This window comes from Nocardia sp. NPDC005978 (assembly GCF_040614455.1).
GTDB lineage: Bacteria > Actinomycetota > Actinomycetes > Mycobacteriales > Mycobacteriaceae > Nocardia.
Genome location: NZ_JBEXUS010000135.1, coordinates 1 through 19,786, shown reverse-complemented (window position 1 = coordinate 19,786; position 19,786 = coordinate 1). Strand labels below are relative to the sequence as shown.

19 protein-coding genes are annotated in these 19,786 nt (G+C 69.2%); 12 read left to right on the top strand and 7 right to left on the bottom strand.

Annotation, left to right across the window (positions count from 1 at the left end):
- Nucleotides 1–90: 90 nt before the first annotated feature.
- The gene (locus ABZ319_RS35805) at nt 91–1,029 is read right to left on the bottom strand and encodes a heme o synthase (protein ID WP_354991005.1); all 939 of its coding nucleotides are present in this window, start codon (nt 1,027–1,029) and stop codon (nt 91–93) included.
- Between the two features lie 628 nt (nt 1,030–1,657).
- Here ABZ319_RS35805 and tkt point away from each other — a divergent pair.
- The 9 genes from tkt to ABZ319_RS35760 all read left to right on the top strand — a co-directional run bounded on the left by tkt (nt 1,658) and on the right by ABZ319_RS35760 (nt 10,781).
- Nucleotides 1,658–3,802, top strand: a complete 2,145-nt coding sequence (gene tkt, locus ABZ319_RS35800; protein WP_354991004.1) for a transketolase — start codon at nt 1,658–1,660, stop codon at nt 3,800–3,802.
- A gap of 7 nt (nt 3,803–3,809) precedes the next feature.
- Nucleotides 3,810–4,943 carry a transaldolase gene (gene tal / locus ABZ319_RS35795; protein WP_354991003.1) on the top strand — a complete coding sequence of 378 codons (1,134 nt, stop codon included), beginning with the start codon at nt 3,810–3,812 and terminating at the stop codon, nt 4,941–4,943.
- Nucleotides 4,944–4,945: 2 nt separating this feature from the next.
- On the top strand, nt 4,946–6,511 hold the full coding sequence (gene zwf / locus ABZ319_RS35790) for a glucose-6-phosphate dehydrogenase (RefSeq protein WP_354991002.1): 1,566 nt from the start codon (nt 4,946–4,948) through the stop codon (nt 6,509–6,511).
- Nucleotides 6,508–7,416 (top strand): glucose-6-phosphate dehydrogenase assembly protein OpcA, encoded by a 909-nt coding sequence (opcA, locus tag ABZ319_RS35785; RefSeq protein WP_354991001.1) that lies wholly within the window; start codon nt 6,508–6,510, stop codon nt 7,414–7,416. The genes zwf and opcA overlap by 4 nt, the downstream gene beginning before the upstream one ends.
- The gene (pgl, locus tag ABZ319_RS35780) at nt 7,409–8,143 is read left to right on the top strand and encodes a 6-phosphogluconolactonase (protein WP_354991000.1); all 735 of its coding nucleotides are present in this window, start codon (nt 7,409–7,411) and stop codon (nt 8,141–8,143) included. Before opcA ends, pgl begins: the two co-directional genes overlap by 8 nt.
- A gap of 143 nt (nt 8,144–8,286) precedes the next feature.
- A complete protein-coding gene (locus tag ABZ319_RS35775; RefSeq protein ID WP_354990999.1) occupies nt 8,287–8,739 on the top strand; it encodes an NUDIX domain-containing protein in 453 nt (150 codons plus the stop codon).
- A complete protein-coding gene (locus tag ABZ319_RS35770) occupies nt 8,740–9,435 on the top strand; it encodes a L,D-transpeptidase family protein (RefSeq protein WP_354990998.1) in 696 nt (231 codons plus the stop codon).
- A gap of 29 nt (nt 9,436–9,464) precedes the next feature.
- A complete protein-coding gene (locus ABZ319_RS35765) occupies nt 9,465–10,115 on the top strand; it encodes a carbonic anhydrase (protein ID WP_354990997.1) in 651 nt (216 codons plus the stop codon).
- Between the two features lie 246 nt (nt 10,116–10,361).
- The gene (locus ABZ319_RS35760) at nt 10,362–10,781 is read left to right on the top strand and encodes a VOC family protein (RefSeq protein WP_354990996.1); all 420 of its coding nucleotides are present in this window, start codon (nt 10,362–10,364) and stop codon (nt 10,779–10,781) included.
- An 18-nt stretch (nt 10,782–10,799) separates the two neighbouring features.
- On the opposite strand, the gene ABZ319_RS35755 is transcribed toward ABZ319_RS35760, so the two are convergent.
- From ABZ319_RS35755 to ABZ319_RS35745, 3 genes are all read right to left on the bottom strand, one after another.
- A complete protein-coding gene (locus tag ABZ319_RS35755) occupies nt 10,800–11,690 on the bottom strand; it encodes an ADP-ribosylglycohydrolase family protein (RefSeq protein WP_354990995.1) in 891 nt (296 codons plus the stop codon).
- A 98-nt stretch (nt 11,691–11,788) separates the two neighbouring features.
- Nucleotides 11,789–12,508 carry a hypothetical protein gene (locus ABZ319_RS35750; RefSeq protein WP_354990994.1) on the bottom strand — a complete coding sequence of 240 codons (720 nt, stop codon included), beginning with the start codon at nt 12,506–12,508 and terminating at the stop codon, nt 11,789–11,791.
- A 158-nt stretch (nt 12,509–12,666) separates the two neighbouring features.
- Nucleotides 12,667–13,716: an Lrp/AsnC family transcriptional regulator gene (locus tag ABZ319_RS35745; protein WP_354990993.1), complete on the bottom strand. Its 1,050-nt coding sequence runs from the start codon at nt 13,714–13,716 to the stop codon at nt 12,667–12,669.
- 97 nt (nt 13,717–13,813) lie between these two features.
- On the opposite strand from ABZ319_RS35745, the gene ABZ319_RS35740 reads away from it, so the two are divergent.
- Nucleotides 13,814–14,974 carry a lactate 2-monooxygenase gene (locus ABZ319_RS35740; RefSeq protein WP_354990992.1) on the top strand — a complete coding sequence of 387 codons (1,161 nt, stop codon included), beginning with the start codon at nt 13,814–13,816 and terminating at the stop codon, nt 14,972–14,974.
- A 57-nt stretch (nt 14,975–15,031) separates the two neighbouring features.
- On the opposite strand, the gene ABZ319_RS35735 is transcribed toward ABZ319_RS35740, so the two are convergent.
- Nucleotides 15,032–15,922 (bottom strand): AraC family transcriptional regulator, encoded by an 891-nt coding sequence (locus ABZ319_RS35735; RefSeq protein ID WP_354990991.1) that lies wholly within the window; start codon nt 15,920–15,922, stop codon nt 15,032–15,034.
- Nucleotides 15,923–15,994: 72 nt separating this feature from the next.
- Between ABZ319_RS35735 and ABZ319_RS35730 the strand changes: the two genes are divergently transcribed.
- A complete protein-coding gene (locus ABZ319_RS35730; RefSeq protein WP_354990990.1) occupies nt 15,995–16,672 on the top strand; it encodes a class I SAM-dependent methyltransferase in 678 nt (225 codons plus the stop codon).
- 189 nt (nt 16,673–16,861) lie between these two features.
- Here the strand turns inward: ABZ319_RS35730 and ABZ319_RS35725 are convergent, their stop codons facing one another.
- Together ABZ319_RS35725 and ABZ319_RS35720 are read right to left on the bottom strand one after the other, a co-directional pair.
- The gene (locus ABZ319_RS35725; protein ID WP_354990989.1) at nt 16,862–17,059 is read right to left on the bottom strand and encodes a hypothetical protein; all 198 of its coding nucleotides are present in this window, start codon (nt 17,057–17,059) and stop codon (nt 16,862–16,864) included.
- A 95-nt stretch (nt 17,060–17,154) separates the two neighbouring features.
- Entirely contained in the window at nt 17,155–17,703 is a 549-nt protein-coding gene (locus ABZ319_RS35720) for an HD domain-containing protein (protein WP_354990988.1), read from the bottom strand.
- A 150-nt stretch (nt 17,704–17,853) separates the two neighbouring features.
- Between ABZ319_RS35720 and ABZ319_RS35715 the strand changes: the two genes are divergently transcribed.
- Nucleotides 17,854–19,647, top strand: coding sequence for a protein kinase (locus ABZ319_RS35715; RefSeq protein ID WP_354990987.1), 1,794 nt, complete (start codon nt 17,854–17,856; stop codon nt 19,645–19,647).
- The last annotated feature ends 139 nt before the right edge of the window (nt 19,648–19,786 follow it).

The window sequence follows — 19,786 nt, the reverse complement described above, 5'->3', positions numbered from 1 at the left end:
GAGATAATATTTGTGTTTTTTCAAACACATAATACTTCACCGCGGGGGTGTTGGTGGTGGGCGGCGGTTCGCTGTGTGTCGGGTCGGGCGTCAGCCGAAGGCGATGCTGCCCAGGGTGTTCCAGCCCATGACCGAGTCCACGGCCAGGCCGCAGAACACGATCGCCAGGTAGTTGTTCGACTGCAGGAACAGACGCAGGGGCTTGACGGGCTCGCCGCGGCGCACACCCGAGTAGAGCTGGTGGGCCATCAGCAGGAACCACGCGCCCGCGGCGATCGCCACGGCGGCGTAGATCGCACCGGCGGCCGGGACCAGGGCCAGGGTCGCCAGCACCGTCAGCCAGGTGTAGATGACGATCTGCTTGGTGACGACCTGCTCGGTGGCGACCACGGGCAGCATGGGCACGCCCGCCGCCTTGTAGTCCTCCTTGTAGCGCATGGCCAGCGCCCAGGTGTGCGGCGGCGTCCAGAAGAAGATCACCAGGAACAGCACGATGGCGGGCCAGGCGATGGTGCCGGTGACCGCGGACCAGCCGACCAGGGCGGGCATGCAGCCGGCCGCGCCGCCCCACACCACGTTCTGCGAGGTGCGGCGCTTGAGGCCGAGGGTGTATACGAAGACGTAGAACAGGATGGTCGCCACCACGAGCGCGCCCGACAGCAGGTTCGCCTGCCACCACAGCCACGCGAACGACCCGAGGCCCAGCGTGATGCCGAAGACCGCGGCGTTGCGGGTGGGCACCGCGTCCCGGGCCAGCGGCCGCTTGGAGGTCCGCTTCATGACCTTGTCGATGTCCGCGTCCGCGACGCAGTTCAGCGTGTTCGCGCTGGCCGCGCCCATCCAGCCGCCGAACAGCGTGGCCAGGATGAGGCGAATGTCCACGGTGCCGCGATCCGCGAGCAGCATGGTGGGAATCGTTGCCACGAGCAGCAGCTCGATGACGCGCGGCTTGGTGAGCGCGATGTAGGCCAGGACCCGGCGGGTGCCGGCTGCCAGCGGTCCACTGCCCGTGACGCGCTCAGCAAGCACCGTCCCGGAGGTGCCGTGAGCGCCACCCGGCTGTTGCCCAATCCGCACTGTTTCTCCTCGCACGCCGTGCACTTGATCCGGTCTCGAACCAGCAGCGCGCTCGGCCGTTACCTGTGTCAAGGCCCCGGCGGCGCGGCTACTACTACACGGAATGGTAGACCCACGCCGCGCAACCGCTAATTCGCCCTCCGTCTGCGTGGCCGTCACCACGCCCGGGCGAGTTCGCTGTCGCGAGGTCTCGTTCTTTCTAAAATCCGCACCCACGGCACGCGCCTCCGCTGTGATCGGTGCCCGGCCGGACGGGTCGCCGTCGCCGTCCCGAGTGCGTGTCGCGGGTCCGCGAAAACGTTCTGCCCTGGGCGTTTCGCGAGTTTTCGAACGGGTAAGTCCGGGCGTGTCACCGAACGCGGCGATGACGCCGGGTCACGGGCAGGTCCGCGCCCGGACACGAACTCACGACACGACGGCCGGTGAACGCGGGTTCCCGTATAGCGCGGAAACGGCCCCCTTTAGGGTGGTAGTAGTCCGGTGCGCTGTCGGATGCTCGTGTCGGCGCATCGCGCATCCCCCCGCCAGCGAAGCCGCCGACAACCTCAGTGTTCACGAGAAGGTCAGGAGAACCTCGGTCGTGTCAGTCACAGACGACATCCGCGCCCTCACGCAGCCGCATCACCCCACCGACTGGAGCGACCTGGACACGAAGGCCGTCGACACGGCCCGTGTGCTGGCCGCCGACGCCGTCCAGAACGCCGGAAACGGCCATCCCGGCACCGCGATGAGCCTGGCGCCGTTGGCGTACACGCTGTTTCAGCGCGTCATGCGGATCGATCCGAGCGATCCGGAGTGGGTGGGACGCGACCGTTTCGTGCTGTCCTGCGGCCACTCCAGCCTCACCCAGTACGTGCAGCTGTACCTTGCCGGTTTCGGCCTGGAGCTGAACGACCTCGTCAACCTGCGCAAGTGGGGCTCGCTCACCCCCGGCCACCCCGAGTACCGGCACACCGACGGCGTGGAGATCACCACCGGCCCGCTCGGCCAGGGCCTGGCCTCGGCGGTCGGCATGGCGATGGCGGCACGGCGTGAGCGCGGTCTGTTCGATCCCGAAGCGGCACAGGGCGAGAGCGCCTTCGACCACTTCGTCTACGTGATCGCCTCCGACGGCGACATGGAAGAGGGCGTCACCTCCGAGGCGTCCTCGCTCGCGGGCACCCAGCAGCTGGGCAACCTGATCCTGTTCTACGACGACAACCGCATCTCGATCGAGGACGACACCCGCATCGCCTTCACCGAGGACGTCGCCGAGCGCTACCGCGCCTACGACTGGCACGTGCAGGTCGTCGAGGGCGGCGAGAACGTCACCGCCATCGAGGAAGCCGTGGCCGCCGCGCAGGCCGTGACCGACAAGCCGTCGATCATCCTGCTGCGCACCATCATCGGCTTCCCGGCCCCGAACAAGCAGAACACCGGCGCCTCGCACGGCGCCGCGCTGGGCAAGGACGAGGTCGCCGCCACCAAGAAGATCCTGGGCTTCGACCCGGAGAAGAACTTCGACGTGGACCCCGCGGTCATCTCGCACACCCGCAACCAGGTCGCCGATCGCGCCAAGGCCGCCAAGGCCGCCTGGCAGGATCAGTTCGACGCGTGGGCCGCGGCGAACCCCGACAACAAGGCGCTGTTCGATCGCCTGGCCACCCGCAGCCTGCCCGAGGGCTGGGCCGAGGCGCTGCCGACCTGGGCCGCCGACCCCAAGGGCATGGCCACTCGCAAGGCGTCCGGCGCGGTGCTCGCCGCGCTCGCGCCGGTGCTGCCGGAGCTGTGGGGCGGCTCCGCCGACCTCGCCGAGTCCAACAACACCACCATGCCGAACACCCCGAGCTTCGGCCCGGAGTCGATCTCCACCGGCATGTGGAAGGCCAACCCGTACGGTCGCACCCTGCACTTCGGCGTTCGTGAGCACGCCATGGGCTCGATTCTCAATGGCATTGCGCTGCACGGCCCGACGCGTCCGTACGGCGGCACCTTCCTGGTGTTCTCCGACTACATGCGCCCCGCGGTGCGCCTGGGCGCGCTCATGCGCACCCCGGTCACCTACGTGTGGACGCACGACTCCATCGGCCTGGGCGAGGACGGCCCGACGCATCAGCCGATCGAGCACCTGGCCGCGCTGCGCGCCATCCCGGGCCTGAACGTCGTGCGCCCGGGCGACGCCAACGAGACCACCTACGCCTGGCGCACGATCCTGGAACGTGACTCCGCGGAACGGCATTCGCACTTCTCGGTGTCCGAGCCCGCGCACCAGGACGGCCCGTCCGCGCTCGCGCTGACCCGTCAGGATCTGCCCATCCAGGAGGGCACCTCCTTCGAAGGCGTCGCCAAGGGCGGGTACGTGCTGGCCGAATCCTCCACCGCCACACCGCAGGTCATCCTGATCGGCACCGGTTCGGAACTGCAGCTGGCGGTCGAGGCGCGCGCTACCCTCGAGGCGCAGGGCATCGGCGCCCGCGTGGTGTCCATGCCGTGTGTGGAGTGGTTCGACGCGCAGGACCAGGCGTACAAGGATTCCGTGCTGCCGCCGTCGGTCAAGGCGCGCGTCACGGTCGAGGCCGGAATCGCCATGCCGTGGTACCGCTTCGTCGGCGACGCCGGCGAGAACGTCTCGATCGAGCACTTCGGCGCCTCGGCCGATTTCAAGACGCTGTTCCGCGAGTTCGGCATCACGACCGACGCCGTTGTCGCCGCCGCCACCCGCTCGCTCGCCAAGGTGAAGGGATAGTCAGAACATGACCCAGAACGCGAATCTCGCGGCGCTTTCCGCCGCCGGGGTTTCGGTGTGGCTGGACGACCTGTCGCGCAATCGCATTCAGTCCGGAAACTTGAAGGACCTGATCGATACCCGCAGCGTCGTCGGTGTCACCACCAATCCGTCGATCTTCCAGGCCGCGCTGTCGCAGGGCCACGACTACGAGTCGCAGGTCAACGAGCTCGCGGGCCAGGGCGCGGACGTGGACACCACCATCCGCACCATCACCACCGATGACGTGCGCGCGGCCTGTGACGTGTTCGCCGAGGTCTTCGCCGCCACGAACGGCAAGGACGGCCGCGTCTCGATCGAGGTCGACCCGCGCCTGGCCAACGACGAGGACGGCACGGTCGCCCAGGCGATCGAGCTGTGGAAGATCGTCGACCGGCCCAACCTGTTCATCAAGATTCCCGCCACCGAGGCCGGCCTGCCGGCCATCTCGCGGGTCATCGCCGAGGGCATCAGCGTGAACGTGACGCTGATCTTCTCGGTCGAGCGCTACGTCGCGGTGATGGGTTCGTACCTGGCGGGCATTCGCAACGCGAAGACCGCCGGGCACGACGTGGCCAAGATCCATTCCGTCGCTTCGTTCTTCGTCTCGCGCGTGGATTCGGAGATCGACAAGCGGCTCGAGGCCATCGGCTCGGACGAGGCGCTCGCGCTGCGCGGCAAGGCCGGTCTGGCCAATGCCCGCCTGGCGTACGCGGCCTACCAGGACGTCTTCGACGGCGGCGACCACACCTCGGTGTTCGCGCAGCTGCGGGCTTCCGGCGGCGCGAACGCTCAGCGCGCGCTGTGGGCCTCGACCGGTGTGAAGAACCCGGACTACCCGGACACCCTGTACGTCACCGAACTGGTGGGCCCGAACACGGTGAACACCCTGCCGGAGAAGACCCTGCAGGCCGCCGCGGACCACGGCGAGATCACCGGCGACACGCTCTCGGGCACCGGCCCGGAGTCGCAGGCGATCTTCGACCAGCTGACCGCCGTCGGCATCGACCTGGTCGATGTGTTCGACGTGCTGGAGACCGAGGGCGTCGAGAAGTTCGTGACGTCCTGGCAGGAACTGCTCGAAGCCACAACCGAGCAGCTCCGGGTAGCAGGAGGCAACTGACGGTGGCAGCCCGCGCGGCGACAAAGGTCACGAAGGGGAATCCGCTCCGCGATGGGCGGGACAGCCGGGTACCCCGAATCGCTGGACCTTGCAGCATGGTGATTTTCGGTGTTACCGGTGACCTGTCGCGGCGCAAACTGCTGCCGGCCATCTACGACCTGGCGAACCGGGGGCTGTTGCCCCCCGGTTTCGCCCTGGTCGGATTCGCCCGCCGGGAGATGACCGACGAGGAGTTCGCGGCGCTCGTGCACGAGTCCGTGAGCTCCTCCTCGCGCACCCCGTTCCGGGAAGAGGTGTGGCAGCAGCTGCGGGACGGATTGCGGTTCGTCCAGGGCACTTTCGAGAACGACGCGGCCTTCCATCGGCTCGCGACGACCTTGAAGGACCTGGACCGCGATCGCGGCACCGGCGGCAATCACGCCTTCTACCTGTCGATTCCGCCGGACGAGTTCCCGGTGGTGCTGGATCAGCTGTCGAAGAACGGTCTGGCACAACCGGGTATCGCCCCGCAGAATCAGCCGCCCGCGTGGCGGCGCGTCATCATCGAGAAGCCGTTCGGCCACGACCTGGACAGCGCGCTGGACCTGAACGCGCTGGTCAATCGGGTGTTCCCGGAGTCGTCGGTGTTCCGCATCGACCACTACCTGGGCAAGGAGACGGTCCAGAACATTCTGGCGCTGCGCTTCGCGAACCAGCTGTTCGATCCGATCTGGAACGCCAACTACGTCGACCACGTGCAGATCACGATGGCCGAGGACATCGGCCTCGGCGGGCGCGCGGGCTACTACGACGGCATCGGCGCGGCCCGCGACGTGATCCAGAATCACCTGCTGCAGCTGCTCGCGCTGACGGCCATGGAGGAGCCGGTTTCCTTCCAGCCCAAGCAATTGCAGGCGGAGAAGATCAAGGTCCTCTCGGCGACCAAGCTGGTCGAGCCGCTCGAGCAGACCACCGCGCGCGGGCAGTACACCGCAGGCTGGCAGGGCAGCGAATCGGTCGTGGGCCTGTTGCAGGAGGACGGTTTCGACCCGAATTCGCGCACCGAGACCTACGCGGCCATCACCCTGGCCGTGGAGACCCGGCGCTGGGCGGGTGTGCCGTTCTACCTGCGCACCGGAAAACGCCTGGGCCGCCGCGTCACCGAGATCGCGGTGGTGTTCAAGCGCGCCCCGCACCTGCCCTTCGATCAGACCATGACCGAGGAACTCGGGCAGAACGCGCTCGTGATTCGCGTGCAGCCCGACGAGGGCATCACCATGCGATTCGGATCCAAGGTGCCGGGTTCCTCCATGGAGGTCCGCGACGTGAACATGGACTTCAGCTACGGCGAAGCCTTCACCGAGGACTCCCCCGAGGCGTACGAGCGGCTCATCCTGGATGTGCTGCTCGGCGTCCCCTCGCTGTTCCCGGTGAACGAGGAGGTCGAATTGTCCTGGCGCATCCTCGATCCCGTGCTGGAGCAGTGGGCCGCGACCGGTAAGCCGGATCCGTACGAGGCCGGCACCTGGGGCCCGGAATCGGCCGACGAGATGCTCGCGCGCAGCGGGCGGGAATGGCGGCGGCCGTGATCATCGACATGCCCGACACCGACACCCGCGAGGTGTCCAAGCGGCTGATCCAGCTGCGCGAGGCCAACGGCGTGGTCACCGTGGGCCGCGTGCTCACCCTGGTGGTGTGCACCCTGGACAGCTCCGAGGCCGAGGACGCCATCGACGCGGCCAACGACGCCAGCCGCGAACACCCCTGCCGGGTGATCGTGCTGGCGCGCGGGGATCGCAATGCCGCGACGCGTCTGGACGCCCAGATCCGCGTGGGCGGGGACGCGGGCGCGGCCGAGGTCATCGTGCTGCGGTTGCAGGGTGAGCTGGTCAGCCACGAGAGCAGCGTGGTGGTGCCGTTCCTGCTGCCCGACACCCCCGTGGTGGCGTGGTGGCCGCGCGGCGCCCCGGAGTTCCCGTCCAAGGATTCGGTGGGCCGCCTGGCCACCCGGCGCATCACCGACGCCACGTTCGCGCCGGATCCGCAGGGCACCATCAAGAAGCGACGTGACTCCTACGCCTCGGGCGACACCGATCTGGCGTGGAGCCGCATCACCTACTGGCGGGCCCTGCTGGCCGCCGCCCTGGACGAGGCCCCGTTCGAAGCCGTCGAGTCGGTGACGGTGTCGGGCCTGCGCGACGAGCCCGCGCTGGACATGCTGGCCGGCTGGCTGGCCGCGCGCCTGGACTGCCCGATCGTGCGCCGCACCGGCGAGCTCAAGGTGGAGGTCAAGCGCCCGACGGTGTCCATTTCGATCGCGCGCCCGCAGCACGGGCGCACCGCGACCCTGACCCGCACCGGCGAGCCGGATCAGCGTTTCGCGCTCGCCCGCCGCGAGACCAGGGACTGTCTGGCCGAAGAACTGCGCCACCTCGATGCCGACGTGATCTACGCCGAGGCCCTGACCGGAATCGAAAAGGTGAACTATGAGTGAGCCCGTCGTCGAAACCTTCGCAGGCACAGAGGAACTCGTCATGGCCGCGGCCGCGCGCTTCGTGGCGCAGGTCGTGGAGGCCCAGCGCCTGCGCGGCTCCGCCTCGGTCGTGCTGACCGGCGGCGGCAACGGCATCGGGCTGCTGGAATGGGTCCGCAAGGCGCCGGGTGAGATCGACTGGTCCAAGCTCGACGTGTTCTGGGGCGACGAGCGGTTCCTGCCGGTCGGCGATCCCGAGCGCAACGAGGTGCAGGCCCGCGCGGCGCTGCTGGACCACGTTCCGGTCGACCCCGCCCGGGTGCATCCGACCGAGACCTCCAGCGGCGACTACCCGGACGTGCTCGAGGCCACCGGCGAGTACTCGGCGGCGGTGCACGCGTATCTGGCCGAACACGGCTCGTTCGACGTGCATCTGCTCGGCATGGGCGGTGAGGGGCACGTCAATTCACTGTTCCCGCACACCGCGGCCACCCGCGAGGAGCGCGAACTCGTTGTCGCCGAGACACATTCGCCCAAGCCGCCGCTGGTGCGCATCACGCTGACCCTGCCCGCCGTCCGGCGCTCGCGGCACGTCGTGCTGATCGTCGCGGGCGAGGCCAAGGCCGCCGCGGTCGCCGCGGCGCTCAACGGCGCGTCGCCCCTGGACATCCCGGCCGCGGGCGCGATCGGCAGCGAGTCGACCACCTGGCTGCTGGACACCGCGGCCGCGAGCGACCTGCCCGGCTGACACAGCTCGTTCCTCGAAACCGGTCTCCTCGCGGGGGCCGGTTTCTTCGTCCGCGGGTGCTGTGTCGCAACGGCGCGCCCCGAGGCACACCAACGATCAGCCCGTTCGCTCCGTGCGCGCGACCGGACTGGAAGAATTCGACCATGATCTACCTCAGCCACGTCGACGTTCTGCTCATCGCCACCCGCGGCGACGAGGTCCTGCTCGCGCGCCGGGCCAACACCGGCTACTCCGACGGGCTGTGGAATCTGCCCTCGGGCAAACTCGACGCGGACGAGGACCTCGAGGCCGCCATGATCCGCGAGGCGGCCGAGGAGCTCGGGATCACGCTCACCCGCAAGGACATTCGCATGGCGGCCAGCCTGCACGTGCGGACGCCGGACGAGGTGGGCCGCGTCGGGTTCTTCTTCCACGCCGATCGCTGGGTGGGCGAGCCCTACAACGCCGAACCGGACAAGTGCTCGGACCTGCGGTGGTTCCCCATCGATCAGCTGCCCGCCGACACGGTGCCGTACACCAGCGCCGGGGTGGATCTGTACCTGCGCGGGGAGAATTTCGGCCTGTACGGGTGGCCGACGCAGCTATCGGAGAGCTGAATGCGCCTGTCCGCCACTCGCGCCCGCGCGGCGCGGGCCTCGGTCGCGGTGGGAGCGGCGCTGCTGGCGTTGATCATGCTGCCGCGTCCGGCGCCGGACGCACCGCCGTTCGACCCCGAACGGGTGCCCGGATCCCAGGTGGTGTGGGTGACCGCGCGGGCCGGGGCCTCGCACGCGATGCTGGAGCTGTGGGAGCGGGATCGCCTGCGCGAGTGGCGGCAGACCTTCGCGGTAAGCGCCCGGGTGGGCGGCGAGGGCATCTCCGAGCACGCGCGCGAAGGTTCGGCGTACACCCCGCAGGGCATCTTCCCGCTGACCGAAGGTTTCGGCAGGCGGCCCGCTCCGGCGACATGGCTGCCGTATCTCACCGTCGGTTCGTCCGACACCTGGTGGTGGGTCTCGGACACCGAAAGTCCGTACTACAACCAGCGATTCCGCTGCGCGGAGTCCGCGTGCCCGTTCGACACAGCGGCCGGTGAGAACCTCGGCCGCACCGGGGAGGCGTACGACTACGCACTGGTCATCGACTACAACCGGGCGCCGGTGGTCCCCGCCGCCGGCTCGGCGTTCTTCCTGCACGTGGGGACCGACGGGCCGACCGCGGGCTGCGTGGCGGTCTCGGCGGATGTCATGCGCAGCCTGCTCACCACGCTGCATCCCGATCGCCGCCCTGTAATAGGCATGTACGCCCACTGAATCCGGCTCGAGCTGCCATGCTGAGGACCATGGCGCAGACCGACCCGATCGGCGCGTGGAAATCTCTGCGCGCCGGCAATGAGCGTTTCACCAGCGGTACCCTCGAGCATCCCGGCCAGGGCGCGGCCGAACGCGCGAAACTCGTACACGGGCAACAGCCTTCGGTCATCCTGTTCGGCTGCGGTGACTCGCGGGTGGCCGCCGAGCTGATCTTCGATCAGGGCCTGGGCGACATGTTCGTGGTCCGCACCGCGGGCCACGTGATCGATTCCTCGGTGCTCGGATCCATCGAATACGGGGTCGAGGTGCTGCACGTGCCGCTGATCGTGGTGCTCGGGCACGACAGCTGCGGCGCGGTGAACGCGACCATCAACGCGCTGGACGGCGGTGACGTGCCGGGCGGGTTCATCCGCAGCATCGTCGAACGGATCACCCCGTCCATTCTCATCGGGCGCGGTGAGGGTCTGACGAGCGTCGACGATCTCGAGGCCCGGCACGTGGTGGAGACCGGGCGGTTGCTGATGGAGCGGTCCATGGTGGTGGCGCGGGCGGTCGCCACCGGCGGGTGCGCCATCGCCTGTGTGACTTACGAATTGGCCGACGGCCGGGCCCGGTTGCACCGGGTGATCGGCGATATCGGCGAATCGGCGACGCTGAACGATCCCGAACCCCGGGACTGAGGGCGGCTCGGCCGCGCTCCCCGCGGGCCGCGGGCGCGGTCACCGCGTACGCGCCGCCGCGATGACGGCTATGTCCCGTCCACGGGTACCCTCGGCAGCGAATCTCTCTCATCGTCGCTGAACAGCGAGCCAGCGGGCGCCGCCATCGCCCGAAATCCGTTCCGCGCGAATCTGTGCCACGTCGGCTACATTGCTCGGCGTACTCCTCCTCAGCGATCCGATCGAGCTATACAGAGAGTAGAAAAATTGAGCAGCGGCAAGGACCTCGCACTGACCCACGTCAGTGTGCTGGTCGGCAATCAGCGCGAAGCCCTGGAGTTCTATCGCGACGCCATCGGTCTGGAGGTCCGCCAGGATATGCCGTTCGGCAAGGTTCGCTGGCTGACGGTGGGCCCGATCAGCCAGCCCACCATCGAGTTCCTGCTCGAGGTGCCGGAAATGGTGCCCAATGACGGAGTACAGCAGGGCGCGCGCACCCGGATCGCGACCGGCGCGCAGGGCACGCTCATCTTCAGCACCGACGACGTGGACGCCACCTTCGCCCGCCTGAAGTCGGCCGGGGTCGAGGTGGCCCAGCCGCCCATCACCCAGCCGTACGGCGTGCGGGACTGCGGTTTTCGCGACCCGTGGGGCAATCACCTGCGTTTCTCCCAGCTGATGCCCTGATCCGCGGGCCGCTGCGAATCACTGCCGAATCCACTCCGGCAGGGGTTCGCAGCGTTCCCGGAGTTCGTCCGGAAGTCCCGAAACCCCGAGCCGCGCACCGAGAATCCCGCCGACGATCGCACACGTGGTGTCCATGTCCCCGCCCGCGGCCGCCGTCCGCCACAGCGCCTCGGCGACGTGCGCGCCGTGCTCGGCGACCATCCATAGGCAGAACGGCACGGTGTCCTGTGCGGAGGTCCGGCTCCCGTTCCCCAACAGGGCGATAACTTCCTCGATGTCCGCGAGCGGCCCGAGCGCGCCGGCGGCGGAGATGCCCTCCCGGACAGCACCGCCCGGGGTGTGCTCCGCGACCGCCGCGAGCAGCGCTTCGCCGCGCAGTCCCGGATCCGAAACACCCAGTGCCGCAGCTACCGCCACGGCAACGGCCCCCGCCACCCCTTCCGCATGGGCATGGGTCACCACCGCCGAGGCGGCGGCCTCTCGAACAACCCGGTCGAGGTCACCGGCGAAATAGGCGCCCACCGGTGCGACCCGCATGGCCGCGCCGTTCCCCCACGATCCCCGCCCGTCCCGGGCCCGCCCCGCCAGCTCGCGCCAGTCCCCGCCCCGGTCCCGGATCAGCCGCAGGATCCGCCCGGTCCCCGGCCCGTACCACCGGTAGATGTCGTAGTGCGCGGCAAAGGATTTCGCGAGCGCATCCTGATCGATCCGCCCGAGCTCGCGCAGCACGGCGAACACCGAGCAGGCCATCTCGGTGTCATCGCTCCACAACCACGGCCCCGCCAGTAGTGAACGCTCCCGCAGCGCGGCGTGATTGAGCGCGTCGGTGTAGCAGCATCCGAACGCGTCCCCGATCGCCAACCCGATCAGGGAACCGTACGCTCGCTCGACTTGCACCGCGATGGCCATGTGTTCCACGGTATTGCCCACCGCCACCGAATTTCCCGATCCCGCCCGGCGAGTTTTCGGGTACGCCGACGCCCGCCGCCTGCTTCGGGCCGTGACCGCTACCAGGTATGCGCGGGTTCGGTGACCTCTCGCTGCCAGGTGTGCTTGGCGTAAGTAGCGTGCACGCTGAACACGATCCCGAATACCGCTGTGCACGTGATCATTACCAGCACGACGGCGCGAACCGGGGTAAGCACCCCGGCCGCCGCACCGCGCCGAATCGCGAAGACCAGGGCCATCGACACCGCCGCCGCGAACGCCACCGCGGACAGGAACGACACCACCGCTGAATCCGGAGGCGCGAGATACACCCCGTAGTGCGCCAGCGACTCGTCCGACGCCTCGGTAACCCACCGCGATCCGCGCTCGGACATCGGAGCCGCAACGGCCGACGCGACCACCCAGAACACCGCGACCACCACGGCCGCGACCGCCGTACCCCACCCCAGCCGCGACGCCGAGAGCGCCGGTCGCGCCCCGGTGCGCAGCAGCGGCCCGATCACCGTCGCGGCGAAAGCGAGCCCCACCACCAGCGGCACCACCAGCAATTTCACGTAGACCGAGCATTCCGGCCACGCCAATTCGCCCAACCCCAGCGGCTCGAGCCGTCGCCCGACCAGCACCCCGACCAGCAATCCCCCGCCCGCGGCCGCAACAATCAGCCCGATCAGCCCCAACCCGAACCACGGCGAGTACTCCCGTACCCACGCCATCTCGCCGACCGGGCCACGTCTCGACAGGTTTCGAACGCCACCGGCCTCGTGCACTGAATCACTCACGCCGACACCGTATGTCACATCACCCGACGCGGTACGCCGATAACTACTCGATCCCGATCGCCGGGTCGACCACGGCACACATGGCGCACGCTTCGTCCCGGGCCGGACTCACCCACGGCAAGGATGGGTCCGGGCCGTCAGCGACCCGAGCGATCGGCTCACCGACGCCGATCGGACAGCGTCGGGGGTTGCCAGATATCCGGGGGGACCGTGGCTCTGGTGCGGCCGTGGGGGTCCAGGATCCGGCCGAGGAGTTTTTCGTGGCGAAGGGTGATGGCCCGTTCGGCGATGGTGAGGTCGGGGTGCAGGGTGGCCAGTTGGTTTTCGAAGCGGGTTACCTCGGAGACCGAGTGCAGGGCCGCCTGCAGCACGATGTTGTTGGGGCCGCTGACCGCCGCGCAGTTGCGGGTTTGCGGGAGGCGGATGAGGTTGTAGCCGATATCGGGGAGGGTCGCGGCGGGTGCGGTGGCGCGGAAGGTGACCGCTACCGGCCAGCCGCCGAGCGGGCGGGCGAAATCGCAGCGGAAGGACAGTAGACCGAGGCGGGTCAGCTCGTCGAGGCGACGTTTGACGGTGGAATTGCTGATGCCGAGGGCGGCGGCCAGCGCCTGGTGGGAGGCGCGCCCGTCCAATGAGAGGTGGCCGAGCATGGCGCGATCGAGATCGGTCAGGCGGCGGCGCAGGCGATCCGCGCGGGTGGGATCGGGCTGGGCACGCAGGCGGTCACGCTGGCCGGGGGCGAGGGCGTCGATGCGCCAGCTGCCGCCCTCGGCGAACCAGTGGGTGACGATCTGCGCTTTCACGGCGACCACGTGCGGCAGGGCGGGCAGCACGTCCAGAGTGTAGGTCGCCATCCGCTCGAGATCGCCGGTGGCGACGGTGGCGAAGATGCGATTGCCGTCGGCCGAGCGTTCCAGGGTCAGCATGTGCGGATGCGCCGCGAGCATCCGTACCACCGTCGCGGTTTCGCCTGCGGCACAGTCGATATCGATGTAGGCGGCGCAGACGTCGTCGTACAGCGCGGGTCCGGGCGAGACGCACACCCACGCGTCGCCGCGCTCGTGCAACCGCTGCCAGCGCCGGGCCACGGTCACCGGATCGACGTCGAGCACCCCGCCGAGTTCGGTCCAGGAGGCCCGCGGTCGCAATTGCAGCGCGTGGATGAGTGCGAGATCCTCTTCGGTCAATAGCCTGACATCATCCTGCACGCGTCCAGTTCCTCACGGCGAATTCCTGCGATTCGAATGGTCCAGGCGACCAGTCTCGCACAATGACGGGCGAGCCAACTCACAGCGGAGGTTGATCGTGGCATTCGGTGACTATCAGAACGAGATCTATTTCAACGGGCTGCGCGGCGTGGTGCCCGCCTACCCGGTGAGCGCGGCGGAGTTGGAGCAGCGCGCGCAGGCGGCCCTGCCGCCCTCGATCTGGTCGTACGTGGCGGGCGGCGCGGGCGACGAGCGCACCCAGCGTGCCAATGTCGAAGCCTTCGACCACTGGGGCATCGTGCCGCGCATGTTCGTGGGCGCCAAGGAACGCGATCTGTCCCTGGATCTGTTCGGAATGAAGCTGCCCGCACCGGTTTTCATGTCCCCCATCGGCGTCATCGGCCTGTGTGCGCAGGACGGTCACGGCGATGTCGCCACCGCGAAGGCCGCGGCCCGCACGGGTGTGCCCATGGTCGCCTCGACCCTCATGGTCGACCCCCTCGAGGACGTCGCCGCCGAATTCGGCGACACCCCCGGCTTCTTCCAGCTCTACACCCCCACCGATCGGGATCTGGCCGCGAGCCTGGTCGAGCGCGCCGAGGCGGCCGGCTACAAGGGCATCGTGGTCACCCTGGACACCTGGGTGACGGGCTGGCGGCCCCGCGACCTGTCCACCGGCAACTTCCCGCAGTTGCGCGGCCACTGCCTGGCGAACTACTTCAGCGATCCGGTCTTCCGCAAGGCGCTGGCGCAGTCGCCCGAACAGGATCCGCAGTCGGCCATCCTGCGCTGGATCCAGGTCTTCGGCAACCCGTTGACCTGGGAGGATCTGCCGTGGCTGCGCTCGCTCACCACGCTGCCGCTCATCGTCAAGGGCATCTGCCACCCCGAGGACGCGCGCCGCGCCCGTGATCTCGGCGTGGACGGCATCTACTGCTCGAATCACGGTGGCCGCCAAGCCAACGGCGGCATTCCGGCCCTGGATCTGCTGCCCGACGTGGTCGAGGCCGCCGACGGGCTGCCGGTGCTGTTCGACTCCGGGGTGCGTTCCGGCGCGGACATCATCAAGGCACTGGGCCTGGGCGCGACCGCCGTCGGCATCGGCCGCCCGTACGCGTACGGGCTGGCGCTCGGCGGGGTGGACGGCATCGTGCACGTGCTGCGCTCGCTGCTCGCCGAAGCGGATCTGATCATGGCGGTGGACGGGTATCCCACCCTGGCCGACATCACCCGGGACGCCATGCGCCCGGTGCGCTGAGGCCGCACGGCGGGGCGGACATCGTGGTCGCGGGTCAGCGCGACCACGGGAATCCGCCTATGCCGAAGCGGTTTTCAACGCGCGCCAAGCCCGCGGCGCGGTGCCGTGCTCGCGGCGGAACAGCCGGGTGAAGTACGCGGGATCGGCGATGCCGACGCGGCGGGACAGCTCGCTGATCGACAGGTCGGATTCGCCGAGCAGGCGGCGCGCTTCGCTCATGCGGCGTTCGAGGATCCAGTCCTGCACGGTGCGGCCGGTGCGGCGGCGGACCAGGGTGGTGAGGTAGGCCGGGGTCATCCCCACCGCGCCCGCCACGTCCCGCAGCGACAGTGGCTCCCCGAACCCCCGCTCGATCACCTCGAAGACGTCGGCCAGCACCGCCTCGTTGCTGCGCCGCAGGTCGCCGACCACATCGACGGCCAGGCGCGCCACATCCACCAGCAGCAGCGTCAGATGCGCGGCGGCGGCCTGGCGGTATCCGGCTCGGCCGCCGGACAATTCGTCCTCGATCGCGGCGATCGCGCTCTCCCACAGCGGTTGCCGCTCCGGCGGCACGTGCAATCGCAGCAGCCCGCCCGGTATCCCGTGCAGGAACGGGAACAGCAGCGGGTGGGCGCGCCAGGCCGGCCAGGGCGCGGTGGTGTCGTCCCCGAGGGCGGCGGGATCGAACAGAATGCCCGCCGCCCCGGCCAGATGCACGCCCGCACCGTCGACCACCACGCCCGGGGACACCACGTAGATGTCCCCGATCCGCACGCCTGCCGCCTCCGGCAGGATGCTGTCGACGTACATCAGCACCGGGAAGTCGTGGATGTGCGGATTGCCCTGCGCGGGCGGTGCGCCGACGGTGAACCGCACGACCGACAAGGGCGGCACGGCCGGGTCCGCGGAGTAGCGGTACACCGGCACGCCCGCCTCGTAACGAACCGGATAGGTGCGCGAGGCCATAACCAAAGATAATCCTGATTCTGCCGATGATCGGCCAATTATGCGGCCCCGATGCCGCACATCATGAATGACATGACGAAAAATACTCCTGCCGCCGAGACCACGGGCCGGCACGGCCATCACGACTACCTCCCCGCCGCGGGCCGCGACGCGATGCTCCCGTTCTACGACCTGTTCACCCGTCTGCTGGGCGCACGCGCCGTTCACCGGACCCTGCTGCGCCACGCCGATATCGCTCCCGGCGCGCGCGTCCTGGAAATCGGCTGCGGCACCGGCAATCTCACCCTCGCCGCCCTCGCCGCCCACCCCCGCGCCGAGATCACCGGCACCGATCCCGATCCCCTGGCCCTGCGCCGCGCCGAATCGAAGTCACACGGCCGCAACGGAATCGAATACCGGCTGGCCTACGCCCAGGATCTCCCCTTCGAGGACGCCACGTTCGACCGCACCCTGTCCGCGTTCATGCTCCATCACATCCCCGCCGAGGTGAAACCCGCCCTCGCCGCCGAAGCCTTCCGTACCCTGCGCCCCGGCGGCCAACTCCACCTGGTCGACGTGGGCGGCGACGTGACCCCCGCCGACGGCTACGCCGCCCGCCGCCTCCTGTCCAACCCCCACGTCACCGGCAACCTCGGCGACGCCATCCCCACCCTCCTGCGCTCCGCCGGGTTCACCTGCGAAACAACCGAATCCCGCCCCCACCGCGCCATCGGCCGGATCACCTACTACCGCGCCACCCGCCCGGCCTGAAACCCGCAGGCTTCTCGACACCCCGGGCACAACTGGGCCGCGCGTTCGAGTGCGCTGGATTCGCCGGTGCACAACGCTTCTCGCACACAGCGTGTCCCGTCAACGGCCGTGCCCCCGTGTATGACCGAACGAGGCGGGGCCGGGGAACAACTCGTCCCCGGCCCCGCCTCGACCGCTACGACCCCGATCTCAGAAGGAGCAGTCGGCGGGCCGCCCGGCCCACCCACCCTTCAGAAACCGCAGCACGGCACAGAACACATCCTCCGAGCTGGACCCCACCGGGGCAGCCGACGCCGCGACGGGCGCGGGAACGGTTTCCGCGCCGGCGGATGCGGTGGGAATGGCCAGACCCGCGGCGACGACGGCAACAACAACGACCTTCTTCATGCGATGTCCTGTTCTACGGTCGGATAGGAAATCTCCAACGTAGGACGCGAACCCGCCCGGCACTATCGGGCACATGCCCTATCCGGCGGTGCCCGTCACCACTTGAGCATGGGCAGTGGCGAGAGCGGATTCGTGCGGATTCGCTTCGCGCCCAACCGGAGCAGGCGGCGGTGGAAGCCTGCGTCCGGGAGGTCCCGGGAAAGCTCGCGGTAGGTGGATCGGGGGACGCCGAAGCGGCCCAGGATGCCGAACTCTATGTCGATGGCGTCCGCGCGGCGGAAGATCTCCACCGGGTCGTCGGGGGTCGCGGCGGGGCGGAGCTTGTGGTGCTGGTCGACCATCCTGGCGACCAGGTCGATCAGGTCGGCACGGCCGTTGTCCGTGAGCCAGGCCGTCGCCAGGGCAGCAGACGGCTCGAGGTAGTCGAACGTGTTCGCGGACCAGACGCCGATGTCGTGGAAGGCGCCGGCGGTGAGGAACTCCTCGCGGTCGGTGGCGACGAAGCCGTGGGGAGCGGCGAGGCGGTCGCACAGGGTGAGCACGCGCAGGCAGTGGTTCGTGTAGCCCGGGCGGTCGGCGCCGAGCTGCTCGGACCAGGGGTCGAGGCGGCGATCGACTTCCCGGCGGATCCCAGCGATGTCCATACCGGGCCACAGTAATCGCCCGGACGCGGTGCCACAGCTCGAGCGCGCACCCGCGATGACACCGCCCTGCGGCCCGCGACCCGATGCCCGGGCCGATACCATCGACGCGTCCGGGCGACCGGGCGGGGCGGGACGCGGGAAGGGGCGGGAATGCTCAGTACGGGTGAGGTATTCGCCGGATACACCATCGAGCGACAGCTGGGGCGGGGCGGAATGGGATCGGTGTATCTCGCCCAGCATCCGCGGCTGCCGCGTAAGACGGCGCTCAAGCTGCTGAACCGGGAACTGTTCGACGACAAGGAGATTCGGGCACGATTCGAGCGCGAGGCCGATCTTGTCTCGCAACTCGAGCACGCGAACATCGTGACCGTCTACGACCGCGGGGTCGAGAACAATCAGTTGTGGATCTCCATGCAGTACGTCGACGGCGTCGATGCCGCGCACCTGGATCCGCTCACCCTGGACCCGCGGCGCGCGGTGCAGATCGCCGCGGAAACCGCTGCGGCACTGGACTACGCGGGTGGCGCGGGGGTGCTGCACCGCGACGTGAAACCGGCCAACATCCTGCTCGCCAAATCCGTCGGCGGGCAACAGCGGGTGTATCTCACCGATTTCGGCATCGCGCGACTACGCGAGGACAACACCCATCTGACCCGCACCGGAACCTTCACCGCCACCCTGGCATTCGCCTCGCCCGAGCAGCTGACCGCCCAGCCGATGGACAGCCGGTCGGACCAGTACTCGCTGGCATGCACGCTGTACTTCCTGCTCGCCGGGCAGGCGCCGTTCGATTCGCCGCAGCCGGGCAACATCATTCGAGGACACCTCCAGCAGGATCCGCCCGCGGTGAGCACGCACCGACCGGGTCTGCCGCAGGCGGTGGACGCCGTCCTGCGCCGCGCCCTGGCGAAACGGCCCGTCGACCGGTTCCCGACCGCCGTCGAATTCACCGACGCCATGCTGCGCGCCCTGACCCCGGCCGCGCCCACCACGCGCAATCCCGCACCGGCGCAACACAGCCCGCGCAGATCGGACCCGCAGCCCCCGATGCCGGCCGACCCATCGCGGGCGCGGCGCGAGCCGCGCGGCCACCGGCCCGCCGACGCCGGGCCGCCCGCGGCACCTCGTGAATACGCTCCCTACTCACCCGCGCCGGCGAACCCCGCGTCCTATGCACCTCCTCGACAATCGGGTCCCGCGTCCTACGCACCCGCCCCGCAACCGTCGGCGCAAGCCCCTTACGCGCCCGCTCCGCAGCCGTCGGGTCCTGCTCCCTACCAGCACGTTCCCCGCCCCCAGCCCGCCTACAACATGTCACCGATCCCCCACGATCGCACGCCCCGCCGATCCTCGGCCGGGCTCATCGTGGGCCTGTGCCTGGGTCTGGTCGTAGCGATCGCGGTGGCCATCGGCATCGGCGTGGCCATGAAGCGGGACAGCGGTTCCGGCCCAAAGGATTTCGACGCCATGGCCAAGGCGATCACAGCGGAATTCCCGTACATGTTCGCCGATGTCGAACTCACGCCCTCGGGCAACTACAAAGCCACCGGGCACAAGAACGCCACCTGCGAAACCACCAAGGGCTCCACAGCGACGAACAAGCCCGGGAACAACGAGCCCGACATGGGCGCGTGGCTGACCCGCTGGACCTGCTACGGCACCGGCCTGCCGATCTATCAGATCTACGGATACACCGACACCGAAGAAGTCCGCTCGGTCGTCGGGGCCCACGCCACGCTGCCCGGCCGGCAGGATGTCAACGCCGGGCACACCTACGCCAACTACGAGTTCCACGGCGAAGGCCCGCCCCGGCGCGACGGGCTCATCACCTATTTCGACGGCAACGACGACCGCGACCGCTATCTGATGTTCACCTCGAACCTGTACGAACTCCACACGATCGAGGAGATGCGCACCTGGTGGACAGCGGCGCCGCTGACCTGATCGTTGCGGTCGGACGCCGCTCCGCCGCGCCGGGACACCCCCGCGCGAGCGCGGCGCGGACCGAATCGGAATAGCACACCTCTGAACACCAGTCACCAACACCTAAAACTCGTTTTGATGCTTTTTGTTGTAAAAATGT